The sequence below is a fragment of the Bacillus sp. JJ1609 genome (genome assembly GCF_036967045.1).
In the GTDB taxonomy this organism is placed as follows: Bacteria; Bacillota; Bacilli; order Bacillales; family Cytobacillaceae; genus Mesobacillus.
The window spans coordinates 1-13,929 of sequence record NZ_JBALSS010000014.1; the positions used below are offsets into that span (position 1 = coordinate 1).

Consider the following 13,929-nt stretch of genomic DNA (forward strand, 5'->3'; position numbering starts at 1 on the left):
AGAACCGTCCCCATGTTATTAAAAAATGGTATTGACTTCTTAAACTGTAAATATTAATATTACAGTACGGTATAAACATATTAGACTTAAGTGGGGTTTCAAATATAGAGCAAATTTTATATTTTTTAACTTAAATGTAATTTTTATTATTACAGTTTTGAATCTAAATATATCTAAGGAGTTGTAGAATCATGGTCACTTTGTATATCACACCCAGCTGTACTTCTTGCCGGAAAGCAAGAGCGTGGCTTGAGGAACATCATATTGAGTATGTTGAAAGAAATATTATATCTGAGCCCCTTACAGCGGAGGAGATTAAATCGATTCTTCGGCTAACGGAGGACGGTACTGAGGAGATTATATCAACGAACTCAAAAACGTATCAGCAGTTAAATGTGGATATCGATTCACTCCCGCTTAAAGAATTATATGAATTAATCATTGAAAACCCGCTGATGCTGCGTCGTCCGATCATCGTCGACCATAAAAGATTGCAGGTTGGTTATAATGATGAAGAAATTCGCCGTTTTCTGCCACGCAATCTACGGACATTTCCTGTCTTCGAGTGGGAAAGCAAGGCTAACTGATATTAAAATACAGGGAGGAGGAAGGTCAAGATGAGTGAAGTATTCCTTACGGTAAATTATAAAGGTAAAAATTATCAAACCAATGTGATTGTCAAAAGCGAAATGGCATGGGACCAAATTAAACGCCTGGCCGAGGAGCAAGTAGAGAAACAGTGGAGGACTTAGCGCGGTTCAGTAGTTGATTGGAAACGGGAAGTTTGACAATATAATCTGTAACATATAGTATTACAGTAAAAAAAGGGATGAGCAATTTGTCCTTATGTTGGGGGCCAGGCAATGAACAGTGACTTTACTCTTGCCATACACAGTTTAACCTATCTTGCACTGCAGCCGGACCGAATGTCGACAAGCGATGCGATTTCTGAGAGTGCAGGTGTCCACCCGGTACGCATCCGCAAAGTGCTGAGTTTGTTAAAAAAACATGGATTTATTAAATCAAAAGAAGGTACTGGCGGGGGATTCATTTTTGCAATCGATCTTAGCGATGTAAACCTCTGGGATATATACAAATTAACCTCTGAAGGAGCATTGCAGCCAAAATGTCCTGATTCAAATGAGCGGTGTGTCGTCGGAGCAAATATGCAGAGAGTCCTATTCGCCATTTTCCTTGGTGCAGAAGAACATTTGGGAGAATATTTAAAGAACTATTCTTTAAAAGAGGTCGTCGATCTAATTAATAAAGAAGAATAACTAGAAGAGTTCAAATCTCTTCATAATTTAAATGTAATAAAAAATGTTACAGTTTTGTGATTATTTTTAAAAGAGGTGAAAAGCATGGCCAATAATAATGCGATCTTATGCATTGGCGACTGGATTAAGGCAAAATCACGCGAGGGTGAACTGATCATCGGTTATGTAGAATCCTTTGATCTACCGCAAGAAACGACAAAGGTAACCGTCACTACAAGTGATCATCAAGAATTAGTCGGCAAAACCATTCCTATACTAAACCATAAAGTTAAAAGACTGCCCAATTCGAATGTGAAAAATAAGGAACAAATTCTTAATCTAATCGACCTGGCACTTACTACTGGAGATGAAGACTGGTTTTTAGAGCTGTCTTCCAAGCTTAATGCCATCAGGGAACTTGTTAAGAGCGTGAAGTAGAATTTTTCAGCTACAAAGCAGCCAAAAGGAACAGCCTTATATCATCCTGATGTTGCAAAAGAAGGATAATGATCGTTGAAACAGAGATTAGGAATTATTTGGTCATATAGAGCTACTTGGTGAATATTTTAAAGTTATTCTTACTCAACTATCCGGTGCGGGTCCATATTCAATTTCAAGGCCAATAGCGTGTCGAGATTCCGCCCCCCTTTTATTTGCAAACTGAAGCATACACTGAGTATGCTTTTTTTATTTAGCTTAATAAAAAATTCTTTGTTAATATCCACTTTTTGTATTAAACTAAAAAGTGTAATATTACACTAAAAGGGTGAGTGGGTATGAAAAGGATTTTAATAGTTTCATTGTTAATGTTTCTTGCGTGGGGTGGCTTAAAGCTAAATTTTATACATTATGAAAAACGGGCTGATAAAAGAATAGCGCAGGTAATCGAGTTACAACAAGCATCTATTGAAAATAGCGACATACTTGTGGATGTTTATGACTATAAAAATGAGTGCTGGTATAAACGAATCGTATTTAAAAATGATCCCGAGATCACTTATGACTATGAATATACTAGATCAGAAAATAAGGTAAGAGTTTTTGCTAAGTTTAATAATATGTCCTTAGATTTGGCTAATAAACATGCTAAATTTCCGTTGTACGATATTTACTTTAATGAAGATAAAATAATAGATGTTATTGAACGTTAATTTGGTTAGGTTTTGGGTTCAGCAAGAACTCAGGGGTGATTTTAATCCCAGAAAAGTGGTGAAGACATTGCACCCACCTAGTAAACATGGGACTGTTCTTGTGTTCATTTGGGAGGCGAAATGTGAAGGAGCATACCTGCAAGCAAAGGTACATATCTACTGATTATCCATCATTGATGTCCGTATTCTTACACTCAATTCTCGGAAAGAGTTGTTTTTTCCCGGACTAGTGAATTAGTATTTTCCTTTTGTTTAAGTTAAAATGGAACTAATTCATTTTACCAAGGGAGAGAATAATGGGCAATTCTACTTATCAGATAAAAGTGAACAAAAATGAGTTCGTATGGAATGGCGAGGAGGGTGAACTTACATTTGATGGAGCCCCTGCATTGCTTTTCTGGGATTCAGCAATCGAACTGTTTTTAAAAACGATCGAAGAAATCTCTGGAGATGATGTGTCGAATACCGTCTATGAAGTGACCGGGTTTCGCATGGGACAGCTTGTAAGCTCTTATTACGAGGGCAGAACTGATGTGGTTCAGCTGTTGAATGAATATAGTGATATATACAGAAGCGCAGGCTGGGGAATCTTTGAGATTCATGAGTACTCATATGATGAGAAAAGGGCTGTCGTGAGAATCCGCAATAGCTGGGAACATCGCATTTTCAAGCTTGCTGATAAAAATAAAGCTGGAGTTTTGCTTCCAAGCCATTGGGCTGGGATTTTCAGCGGACTCTTTAAGCAAGACATGGGGTACAAAATGGTGAAGAGCCAGCTAGAAGGCCATGATTATGATGAGGTTGAGATATTTCCAACTTCAGTGACCATTTCGCGCAACATCCATGAATTAGCGAGAAAGAAAGAGCAGGAAAGCATCATGGAATTGGAGAAGAAGGTAGAGGCACGTACGGAAGAGCTCTCCTCTTTGATACAAGAGCTCTCCTCCCCAATCATCCCGGTTCTTAAGGATATTCTTGTCACCCCGTTGATTGGCAAGTACAACGAAGAGCGGCTCAGCAACTTGATCGAAAAAGCACTGGTTGAACTGACCAGTCTAAAGGCTAGGTACTTATTAATCGATTTAACGGGAATTAAGCATGTCGATTCATATACGATTCATGGCATCCAAAAACTGATTCAGTCCATCCGCCTGATAGGAGGCCAATGCTTCATTGTCGGTGTGTCAGCTGAACTGAGCATCCAAATTTTAAGTTCAAGCGTAACTCTTGAGGGAATCCAATCCTTCTCCAGCCTACAGCAAGGCGTAGAATACGCAATCCAGCAGAATGGATATGAACTAGTAAAAAAGAATTAATCATGAGGCTGAACAAGGAATTTTCTTGTTCAGCCTTTTTTCTGCAGCTTTTAAACATGAATTCTTGTGTTTCATCCGAAAGGCGATAGCCTTCTTCAAGAGCTTTCCGTTGAGAAAACCGAGTATTTTCTGATGTCACTTTCTTTTCTGAATAGGGAAAGAGAAAAGAAGCGAAGGTACGTCCCCGCGCTTCGGAACCGGAGTTGAATAGAGCACTGGTTATAATAAAGAAAACACGCCAACATAATATGCTCCCCTTTAAGTAGGCAGATTGAAAACGGAAAATCTGTCTACTTGGAGGGGAGTTTTGTTTTTTACATATCAGAAAACGAATTAGATAGTAATAGGCAAAGGAAATAAAAAATCTTGACTTAGAGTAAACTCTAAGTATTATTCTACTTTATGTCACGAATTAAAAACAAAAAAATAGCTATTTCAGATTTAGGAGGCGGTTATATTGACATATTCTATTGGAGAATTTTCTAAAATCGTGGGGTTGAGCGACTATACATTGAGGTTTTATGAAAAAGAAGGGTTAATCAAAGTAAACAGAGACGAAAACAATGTCAGAATCTACTCGGATGAAAATAAATTATGGATTGAATCTTTGCTCCATCTGAAAAATACGGGGATGTCACTAAAAGACATGAAACAATTTGCCATGTGGGGGCATATCGGGGATGTAACTATGGAGGACAGGTTAGCTTTACTTAAAAACCACCGCAAAAAAGTAGTGGAAGATTTGGAAAAGCTCCGTCAAAGTTTAGAACATCTGGATCATAAGATAAATTTTTATGAAAGTGAAATAGGAGACTGTTTCTCGAAAGATTAAGCAGAGAGTTCCTATTCCTTTGAGTCTTTTTGCTAAACATTGTACAGACAACATTCGAAATGGTTATTATCGAAAAAAATAAAAATAAAAAATCCTTGCTTTAGAGTCCACTCAAAGGATTAATCTAGTCTTGCACCATCGAAGAACACTATTCAGAAAGAGGTTAAAAAATGAACACAAAATATAGCAGCTTACTTGAATCACTTACATTTAAAAAAGGGATCACCATTAAAAATAGAGTCGTTATGGCTCCAATGACAACTTGGTCCAGTAATGATGATTACACCATTTCAGATGAAGAAGTGAAATATTATAAAAGAAGAGTCAATGGAGTAGGACTTGTTATAACTGGATGTACTCATGTACAACCAAACGGTATAGGTTTTACGAATGAATTCGCAGCTTATGACGATACATTTATTCCAAGTCTACGAAAATTAGCAGATGCTGCGAAAAGCGGTGGAGCTCCTGCGTTACTTCAGATTTTCCATGCAGGTAATAAAGCACTACCATCTTTAACTCCAAATGGTGAGGTGGTTAGTTCCAGTGCTGTAGAGACGGAAGCTACTGCATTTGCACCTTCCGTATTGCCTAGAGAACTGTCACATGGTGAAATATTGGAAGTAATCAACGCGTTTGGGGAAACAACCAGACGTGCCATTGAAGCAGGCTTTGACGGCGTTGAACTTCATGGTGCTCATGGATTTTTAATGCAAAACTTCCTGTCTCCTTTCTTCAACAGACGTGAGGATGAATGGGGAGGATCGCTGGAAAATCGTTTGCGTTTCCCACTGGCCATCGTGCAGGAAGTGAAAAATGTCATTGAAAAGCATGCGACAAAACCGTTTATCCTCGGGTATAGAATATCTCCTGACGAACATGAAGAAGGCGGTTTGAGAATGAAGGATACCTACGAATTAGTTAATCGCCTTATTAAAGCGGATGTTGATTATGTACATGCTTCATTGGCTGATGCTCTTTCTTCAAAGCCAGTCGATAGTCAAGATGAAAAAACATATCTTGAATTAATTGTTGAACATGTAAACGGCAGAGTTCCTGTAATGGCTGCTGGTTCCATGGTAACTGCTGATGATGTTGCTGCAGCATTGGCTAAGGGCTTATCCCTGGCAGCAATTGGTCATACGTTAATCATGAATCCAGACTGGGTAGAAAAGATCCAGAATGTAGAAGAACCTGAAATTGAGACAGCGATTAAGACTTCAAAAGTAAGCGAACTTGAGCTTCCAGAAAAACTTTGGAATGTAATCCAAGCTTCAGGTCCTTGGTTTAATATCGAAGAATAACATCGCAATAGAGAAATTTACTTTTTTTATCACATTTTTTGAAGAAAGGATGGAATTGATATGTCAAATATTCATGATAAGGTTGTCATTATTACGGGTGCCTCTAGTGGGATTGGAGAAGCGACTGCAAAAGAACTTGCATCTAAAGGTGCTAAGCTGGTACTGGCGGCTCGTCGAGAAGAACGATTAAAGAAATTACAAGAAGAGATTCAAAATAATTGCGGTCAAGCTATTTATAAAGTGACGGATGTTGCATCGCATGAACAAATGGAAGAGTTAGCTGAATATGCTCTTAAAGAGTTTGGAAAGATTGATGTAATGGTCAATAATGCTGGAGTAATGCCGCTATCGCCTGTTCATCAGAAAAAAATCGATGAATGGAATACGATGATTGATGTTAACATCAAGGGTGTACTTTACGGTATAGCTGCTGTTCTTCCGTCCATGAGAGATAGAAAAGAGGGGCAAATCATTAATGTTTCCTCAATAGCTGGTCATTTAGTATTCCCTGCTGGTGCAGTTTATAGTGGTACAAAGTTTGCTGTACGTGCCATTACTGAAGGTCTCCGTATAGAAGAGGCTAGCAATAATATTCGTACAACCATTATCTCGCCGGGGACCATTACTACAGAATTACTTGAAGCCATATCAGATCCAGAATTAAAATCTGCCATCGTTGAAGATAGCAAAATTGGAATCGAGCCTGCAAGCATTGCTCGTGCCATTGCATTTGCCATTGAACAACCATCAGATGTAGCGATTAATGAAATGATTGTTCGCCCAACTGTTCAAGAACTCTAAAAGAATTTGTAATTAGGCAGTCACATTTTTGCGGGACTGCCTATTCATCTTTGTGAAGCATTGTACTTAAATTAACGGGTGTTTATCTACAATAACATAAGGAAAATGAAAGCTCAGACCTTATAAAAGGCTCTGAGCTTTTGTGTGCCAATTTTACAGCTAGAGTACCTACTAATTATATGGTGATTTCTTTCCTAATTCAATTGCGAAATAAACTGCTAATTGCTATTTTGCCCTTCAAAACCGAACCCGTTAATGAAATGTTCCAAGCAGTTTTTATGTGCTAAATAATATTAATAAACAAATCGTAAAAAGAATGCAATAATACAACCGACCATAATGAAACTGTCTTTTTATAAACAAATCCAAATATTAGTCCAAGTAGAAAAATATAAACGTGAGTCCAAAAATGAAAAAATACTCCTTCATGAATCCAAATCGGATAGTGTATAAGCAAGAATAGTAATGCTGTAATTACATTTGCTTTCCAAAAAGATATTCTATTATTTAATTCTTTAAGAAGAAACCCTCTAAACACCATCTCTTCCGTTATACCAACCACAAGAAACCCATTAAGATAGATGTATAATGGCAGTACAAAATGAAATGTTTCATTATTAACGAGATAAACTTCAATGGCAAAACGGAAACCGACGAGTATAGAAAGAATGATACCCCAAAGTAATCCTTTTTTTACATTGATGTTCATATTAAAGTAACTCATTGGGCTTGTATTTAGATAGTATTTTACATAAACCCAAATTGGAACTATCCAAACCAAAACCTTTACTATTGCTTCCTGTAAGGCATAGGTTGTCTCACCAAAAAAATGAAAGAAATTAATGAACCACAATTCTTTTAAAGCCCAAATAAAGTAAAAGAAAAGAAGATAAAAAACAAGCGTTTGTACGGTACAAATTCTGGCGTTGTTTTCAGCCTTTAAATTTAAATCCATCTCTCCTCCTAATATCGCAGGTTTATTCATTTTACATTAATAAATTATTTCCTTTTAAAAATACAAGTGGTTTCACGTTGTGACTAAATCCCATTATACCAATGTTAAAACGTTAGACATACCATTTTTTGGTGTTATACAGGTTTAAAGAAATACAAAAATTATGGCGAATTCATATGCGAATGACCATTCTTTTTCGTGTGTTATTTAACCTGTCTTTTTACTTTACGCACCTCAAAAGAGAACCCGTTTATCTTTGCTAGGGCTGTTTTTTTCTTGGAAAATTCAAAGGATATTGCGGCAAAGGCAAAGAATATTAAAGGGTATGAAAAGGAATCAGTTCAGGGGAGTGAGCATGATGGCTGAAACAAGGTTTTCAAACGAGAGTTCCGCTGGATATAAGGGAAAAAGATATCCAAAATCCTCTCCTGGAGGCATCGGTTTCTTGCGTATGCTCCGCTTTGCCTTCTTACTATTCTTATCCTTCGTAATGGTCTACATCTATTATCTGTATTCTAAAGACCAGCTCCAAAAAACAATCCTTGATCTTTGGAAAAACCATCAGAAGATCATCGTAACTCTATCAATATTCATTACCTATTCAGCAATCATTTTTCAATTGGGCGTATGGAAAGGGCGAAGGTGGTAGAAGAACTTAGACTAAAATAATTAGACTGAGAACGTTTCTTTTTATTAAAAATAAGGATTCAAATTCCACAAATTTTTCCATACTGGTAAAAAGGAGTGGGAGTGTTGAATCATTATTTATCGATTGCAGTTGAGCTTACGTGTGGATTTGTTTTTTTATTTTTTGCCACGAAGCTACAAGGAAAAACGCAGTTTTCACAAATAACCCCTTTCGATTTTATCTCAGCAGTTATCCTGGGGGAGTTGTTAGGGAACGCCATCTACGACCATGAAGTGAAGCTCGGAGAAATTGCTTTCTCAGTTGGCATATGGGCGGTGCTGGTTTATGTAACTGAAATGGTGACGCAAAAGTTCATCGGTTCACGAAAATTATTAGAAGGTGAGCCCAATATTGTCGTTCATAAAGGCCAAATTAAATACGACGCTCTGAAAAAAGCAAAGCTAGATATCAATCAGCTGCAAAGCTTGGTCAGGCAGCAAGGGTACTTCTCACTGAGAGAAGTAGAATATGCAATTATTGAAACAAATGGGATGATCAGTGTCCTTCCTAAGGTAGATTACGATACACCTAAAAATAGTGATTTGAAAATCAAAGCGGAGGCTCCGAGCTTACCGATTAATCTGATCATCGACGGAGAAGTCGTGTGCGAAAACTTGAAAGAAGCCGGGTTTGATGAACAGTGGCTGAAAAAGGAGTTAGAAAAGCAAAAGATCCATCATTATGAAGATGTGCTGTTTGCGGAATGGATGCAGAATGAACCGGTTTTTGTGTTGAAATATGACCGGAAGGCACAATAAGTTATATATATAAATCAAAGGCTGAACCCTTTAAATACTGGTTCAGCCATTTGTGTTTTACCAATGTAAACATGGGGACGGTTCTTGTGGATCGCAAAATAAAAAGGAGAGTAGACCCTATAATCTGCTCTCCTTTTTTCATTTTCAGTATGAATTAGTAATCATTCACCACTCACAAGCAATTCCGTCTCCATCACGGTCTAGTTTCCTTGAGTAACCAGGATCACCGGTACGAATTGGAGCGGCATTTGCAGCTTTTACAGCATCGCAGTTTTTATAATAGACATTGGCTGCCGCTGCTTTTGCAGCAGCTTGCTCATTTGCCTTTTTTTCAGCAGCAAGACGGTCGGCTTCTTCCTTTGCTTTTTGTTCAGAAGCAAGTCGAGCAGCTTCCTCTTTCGCTTTCTGTTCAGCAGCAAGTCGAGCAGCTTCTTCTTTCGCTTTTTTCTCAGCAGCTAAGCGTGCGGCGTCATCTTCCTTCGCCTTCTGTTCGGCAGCTAGGCGGGCATTTTCCTCCGCTTTTTTGTCATTTTCTTCCGTTTCCGTATTTGTTTCAGCAATGCCTTGTGGAGGGGTCTTCTTACTCTCAGTATCTGAATCTCCAAAAATCATCATCAGACCAACAAACAGGATGAGCAGATAGGAAAGGGAGGCGATACTCTTCTTCCAGAGCTCTCCGCTGCGGAAACCGAGGATTTTCTGATGCCACATTCTTTTCTGAATGGTGAAAAATGCACCTTTCTCATTCAGTAAAACAGCAAATTCTTTTCCTTTAGAGTTAAAAATAAGTTCACCACCAGTTACGGTGACAACCGTTTTAAGAGCATAGTAATCTATTGTTTCTCCGTTAAAGGCTCCAAATGGCCACGAGTGGAGCAGGGTAGCTACTCGTTCTTTATTATCATAGTCATACAAATATACTAAATCATCGACAACGATAAAATCGCCCTCTGCTTTGTCTTTCTTATATTTTCCCTGGACAATGAATAATGCGTTAGGATGTTTCTCTTTTAACAGTCGAAGACCATTTGCACTTGTTCCTTGATCGTCTCTTTTTAATAGAAAAGACGTAATGACCACGTTTTGTTTCCGCAATTCCTCTAACCTTCCTGCATGAAGAAAGTAAGTGAAATCATGGGTAACCGTTGTTTCAATTCGGCGGTTTGGAGATTGAACCTTTTGATTCAAAATATAGAAAAACTCATCACTATCATCATTCTTAGCAATATCATCGACAACAACTCTTCGTCCGCCCGCAGAAAAGCTCAGCTTCCACTGATGCTTGTCCTTGCCGTCTTCAGTAATTCGAATATCAAAAATGGAGGAGTAATTGTACGAAGAATTTTCAGAACGTGAGATGAACATGATTCTTGAATCAGTAAGAGCGACAACACCATTGATCTCCTTACCGCCACGTTTATCCAGTTCTCCCTCGATGACTTTTAGCACCTTTTCATTTTGACCAAGGACTGACCACTTATCTATATTTAGCAATTGGCTGTATTTTAGTTTAAGCCCCTTTTGAGAAATAGTTGGATGATTTCCAATCCACTTATCCATTCTTGCTGCTTCCCCCTGTATGTAAAATCTTGTTGTTAATAGCTGAAATACCCTAATTATGCTAACACATTGTTTTTCTTTTTTGTGATATTATTACAAAATATAGAAAGGTAACAAATGGAAAAACAGTAGGGAAAGTCTATTACCGGAACAAAGGGAATGCTGCTAAAGCTTCATATATAACTCTGGACGGGGAGGCAAAAGGAACCGGAAAAGTAACGATTATCGTTCATAAGCCATCTGAAATCTATTACTTGTTGTTCGCTGCTTACTGCGCATTATCGAACGGTATCGGAAGCTTTAAAAGTATGAAAGCAAAAGCGGTAGTGGATAACAAGATGGGACAAGTGGTCACATCCCCCTTATTTGAAAACAACAAGTTTGCCTCCTGGGTCGCGATTGCAAAGATCTATCTGACTGATCCGAAGGAAATGAAAGTAATGCAGGTTGAAAAATACTCCAAAAGCGGCACCGAACGTTCCCCGCTTCTTTATAAAGACGGAAGTTTTGAGATGAATGTGGGGCCTTAAGAGTTCAAATAAAGAATTGTTCATCCATTTGAATAGCAGAAAAGATAAGCGTACTATTTTAATAATGTATATAATAATAATAGAATGATAGGGGGTTGTTACAATGGAGCAAAATTATGAACACCATAGAAAAATGGACCCGATATTCCATGTTGGGATCGTTTTCCTTGGACTTATTACGCTCATTTTATCGCTTGTGTTTTTCTTTCAACATCTTGGCAGTCAGTGGCTGCTGAGTGTGATTGTGTTAGGATTTGCGCTGATGCTTGTATTAATAACTGTGAGGCTGCGAGGGTATGCACTTCAGCTTCAGGACAGGATCATCCGAACTGAGGAAAATTTCCGTTATTATCGTTTAACTGGGAATCAATTAGATTCCAAGCTTTCCTTGAAGCAAGTGATTGCTCTACGATTTGCAGGAGACGAGGAGTACGTGGAGTTAGTTGAGCGAGCGAAGTCAGAGAATCTTTCACCAGATGACATTAAAAAGGCAATTCGGCATTGGAGTGCTGATCACCATCGCGTATAATGAAAAAGAAACAGCTTCCTAATGGCTGTTTCTTTTTTTGGATGAGTTTTTTTAAAATTCAAGATCATCTTACCCTTCAAAGGAGGCTTGTTATGCATAATGACATAATAGTAGATGTAAAAGGGTTAAAAAAGCGATATGGATCCTTTACTGCGGTTAATGGGGTTTCTTTTCAGGTGGGAAAAGGTGAAATTTTTGGTCTGCTTGGTCCGAATGGAGCTGGGAAAACGACCACCATTGAAATGTTAGTCGGTCTAAGAAAGCCGGATGAAGGAACAGCAGCTCTTGCTGGCTTTGATGTTAAAAAAGAAGTGAACAAAGTCAAAGAGGTCATCGGGGTACAGCTTCAGTCCACCTCCTTATTCGAGCTATTAAAAGTAGAAGAGATCCTGCAGTTGTACGGAAGCTTTTATCCAAGTCATGTGAACATTGATGAATTAATCGGCGATATGCTCCTAACAGAGAAACGGAAGGACCGCATTAAAGGACTATCTGGTGGACAAAAGCAACGTCTCGCAATTGCGCTAGCTCTTATCCATGACCCAGACATTGTGTTTCTTGATGAACCAACGACGGGCCTAGATCCACAAGCAAGAAGAACCCTATGGGACATCGTCTTACGCTTAAAGGAGCGAGGAAAAACCATCATTCTCTCGACTCATTATATGGATGAAGCCCATGTGCTCTGTGACCGCATCGGAATCATGGATCAAGGAGAACTGATTGCTCTTGACACGCCAATGAATCTGGTAAAAAAACTCCAGTCTACTAGCACCGTAGAATTCCATTTGAGCAATCCACCTGAACAAGAGTGGTTTTTGAAAATGGAGGGAGTGAAAGAGGTGTCCATCAAGGATACATTTGTCCAGTTATATACGGACGATCTACAGACAGCCTTAATATCCTTAATCCGAGCTTCTGCGGAACATCAGTTCAATATTGAGGATTTACAAACACGTTTAGCGACATTAGAGGATGTATTCATTCATATGACAGGAAGGAGCATCCGGGAATCATGAGAGCATATTGGCAATTAACGCTAGCGCAATTACGGATTTTTGCTCGTAACAAGCAAGTCTTATTCTTTACCTTACTCTTCCCAATTATCTTAATGCTTGCCATTGGATCCTTTGCTGGAAAAGGAGACAATCTATCGTTAACCGTAGGGGTGATCGATTCTGATCGAACAGATGCCTCGAAGGACTTAAAAGAATTGTTTAATAAGCATGAGGGATTAAAAACAAAAACTTATGAAAAAGTCAAAAGCGGGAAAGAAGCGGTGAAAAATGGAGATATCCAGCTTCTCGTTGATATCCCAAAAGGATACGAAGCAAACGTGAGGAAAGAGAACAAAGCCTTTTCCCTTCCCGTTTATTATAATGAGAAAAACCTTGCAACCTCAGAGCTTGGCCTGTCAGTTGTGAACGGAATCATTGATCAATACAGTAAAGACCTTGTGGACTACAAGCCTTTGGTTACAGTTGAAAAAGTGGGCATTGAAGCCATGAATATTCGTTATGTTGACTTCCTTGTACCAGGAATCGTCGCCATGATGATCATGAGCAACAACATGAACGGAGTCGCAGGCCAAATCTCTGCCTGGCGTGAAAGAGGAATCTTACGCAGAATGCAAGGAACTAGATTGAAAGCCTCTACCTTCATTGCAGCTCAAATCACGGCTCGCTTACTGCTCAATGGAACCCAAGCCCTGCTAGTAGTCCTCATTGCTCATTTCGTCTTTAGCATTGATGTCGTTGGATCCTGGCTTGCCTTGATCTTTTTCATTGTACTCGGCACCCTTGCGTTTATGTCACTTGGGTTTATTATTGCCGGAATCGCGAAAAACCCCGAAAGTGCAGGCCCGATTGCAGGATTTATAACGTTTCCGATGCTGTTTCTTGGAGGCGTATTTTTCCCAATCAGTAATATGCCAGATATCATTCAGCCGATCGTGAAGATCCTGCCGATTGCTCATTTGAGTTCTGCTTTGAGGGAAACGATGAACCTAGGAACACCTTTCCTTCAGTTAGGGACGGAAACTCTTGTATTGGGTTGTTGGTTAGTGGGAGGGTTTGTACTGGCTAGTTATGTGTTTAAGTGGGAGTAGGTTAGAATTGGTATATATCATGGATACCTTGAGGACGCTGTTTTTTAATTTTTTTATTATCAATTTGGCCCAGAATGTGGACTTACGATAGATAGAGGCGTCTTTTGAAAAATGATTGATAAAAATAAACTAGACTTGAGAA

The 13,929-nt window shown here is 38.7% G+C and carries 17 protein-coding genes; 15 read left to right on the forward strand and 2 right to left on the reverse strand.

Annotated elements, in window-relative coordinates; translation table 11 throughout:
• Positions 1 to 191 precede the first annotated feature (191 nt).
• The 9 genes from spxA (at position 192) to V7654_RS12285 (ending at position 6,660) form a co-directional block, all read left to right on the forward strand.
• Positions 192 to 587 carry a transcriptional regulator SpxA gene (gene spxA / locus V7654_RS12245; protein ID WP_335430613.1) on the forward strand — a complete coding sequence of 132 codons (396 nt, stop codon included), beginning with the start codon at positions 192 to 194 and terminating at the stop codon, positions 585 to 587.
• Positions 588 to 617: 30 nt separating this feature from the next.
• Positions 618 to 752, forward strand: a complete 135-nt coding sequence (locus V7654_RS12250; protein ID WP_335430614.1) for a BA3454 family stress response protein — start codon at positions 618 to 620, stop codon at positions 750 to 752.
• 111 nt (positions 753 to 863) lie between these two features.
• The gene (locus V7654_RS12255) at positions 864 to 1,277 is read left to right on the forward strand and encodes an RrF2 family transcriptional regulator (RefSeq protein ID WP_335430615.1); all 414 of its coding nucleotides are present in this window, start codon (positions 864 to 866) and stop codon (positions 1,275 to 1,277) included.
• An 84-nt stretch (positions 1,278 to 1,361) separates the two neighbouring features.
• Entirely contained in the window at positions 1,362 to 1,694 is a 333-nt protein-coding gene (locus V7654_RS12260; protein WP_335430616.1) for an IDEAL domain-containing protein, read from the forward strand.
• 338 nt (positions 1,695 to 2,032) lie between these two features.
• Entirely contained in the window at positions 2,033 to 2,407 is a 375-nt protein-coding gene (locus tag V7654_RS12265; protein WP_335430617.1) for a DUF3139 domain-containing protein, read from the forward strand.
• Between the two features lie 296 nt (positions 2,408 to 2,703).
• Positions 2,704 to 3,723: an STAS domain-containing protein gene (locus V7654_RS12270; RefSeq protein WP_335430618.1), complete on the forward strand. Its 1,020-nt coding sequence runs from the start codon at positions 2,704 to 2,706 to the stop codon at positions 3,721 to 3,723.
• Positions 3,724 to 4,180: 457 nt separating this feature from the next.
• Positions 4,181 to 4,555 carry a MerR family transcriptional regulator gene (locus V7654_RS12275; protein WP_335430619.1) on the forward strand — a complete coding sequence of 125 codons (375 nt, stop codon included), beginning with the start codon at positions 4,181 to 4,183 and terminating at the stop codon, positions 4,553 to 4,555.
• A 170-nt stretch (positions 4,556 to 4,725) separates the two neighbouring features.
• The gene (locus tag V7654_RS12280) at positions 4,726 to 5,859 is read left to right on the forward strand and encodes an NADH-dependent flavin oxidoreductase (protein WP_335430620.1); all 1,134 of its coding nucleotides are present in this window, start codon (positions 4,726 to 4,728) and stop codon (positions 5,857 to 5,859) included.
• A 60-nt stretch (positions 5,860 to 5,919) separates the two neighbouring features.
• Positions 5,920 to 6,660 (forward strand): SDR family oxidoreductase, encoded by a 741-nt coding sequence (locus V7654_RS12285; RefSeq protein ID WP_335430621.1) that lies wholly within the window; start codon positions 5,920 to 5,922, stop codon positions 6,658 to 6,660.
• Positions 6,661 to 6,943: 283 nt separating this feature from the next.
• Here the strand turns inward: V7654_RS12285 and V7654_RS12290 are convergent, their stop codons facing one another.
• A complete protein-coding gene (locus V7654_RS12290; protein ID WP_335430622.1) occupies positions 6,944 to 7,645 on the reverse strand; it encodes a CPBP family intramembrane glutamic endopeptidase in 702 nt (233 codons plus the stop codon).
• Between the two features lie 328 nt (positions 7,646 to 7,973).
• Here V7654_RS12290 and V7654_RS12295 point away from each other — a divergent pair, with 328 nt between their 5' ends.
• Entirely contained in the window at positions 7,974 to 8,264 is a 291-nt protein-coding gene (locus V7654_RS12295) for a hypothetical protein (RefSeq protein ID WP_335430623.1), read from the forward strand.
• 104 nt (positions 8,265 to 8,368) lie between these two features.
• Positions 8,369 to 9,061, forward strand: a complete 693-nt coding sequence (locus V7654_RS12300; protein ID WP_335430624.1) for a DUF421 domain-containing protein — start codon at positions 8,369 to 8,371, stop codon at positions 9,059 to 9,061.
• A 165-nt stretch (positions 9,062 to 9,226) separates the two neighbouring features.
• On the opposite strand, the gene V7654_RS12305 is transcribed toward V7654_RS12300, so the two are convergent.
• Positions 9,227 to 10,621: an excalibur calcium-binding domain-containing protein gene (locus tag V7654_RS12305; protein WP_335430625.1), complete on the reverse strand. Its 1,395-nt coding sequence runs from the start codon at positions 10,619 to 10,621 to the stop codon at positions 9,227 to 9,229.
• A gap of 308 nt (positions 10,622 to 10,929) precedes the next feature.
• Between V7654_RS12305 and V7654_RS12310 the strand changes: the two genes are divergently transcribed.
• The 4 genes from V7654_RS12310 (at position 10,930) to V7654_RS12325 (ending at position 13,787) form a co-directional block, all read left to right on the forward strand.
• Positions 10,930 to 11,151 (forward strand): hypothetical protein, encoded by a 222-nt coding sequence (locus tag V7654_RS12310; protein ID WP_335430627.1) that lies wholly within the window; start codon positions 10,930 to 10,932, stop codon positions 11,149 to 11,151.
• A gap of 103 nt (positions 11,152 to 11,254) precedes the next feature.
• Complete coding sequence (locus V7654_RS12315; protein WP_335430629.1) at positions 11,255 to 11,680, forward strand: DUF6526 family protein; 426 nt, start codon at positions 11,255 to 11,257, stop codon at positions 11,678 to 11,680.
• A gap of 92 nt (positions 11,681 to 11,772) precedes the next feature.
• On the forward strand, positions 11,773 to 12,699 hold the full coding sequence (locus V7654_RS12320; RefSeq protein WP_335430630.1) for an ABC transporter ATP-binding protein: 927 nt from the start codon (positions 11,773 to 11,775) through the stop codon (positions 12,697 to 12,699).
• On the forward strand, positions 12,696 to 13,787 hold the full coding sequence (locus V7654_RS12325; protein WP_335430631.1) for an ABC transporter permease: 1,092 nt from the start codon (positions 12,696 to 12,698) through the stop codon (positions 13,785 to 13,787). The genes V7654_RS12320 and V7654_RS12325 overlap by 4 nt, the downstream gene beginning before the upstream one ends.
• The last annotated feature ends 142 nt before the right edge of the window (positions 13,788 to 13,929 follow it).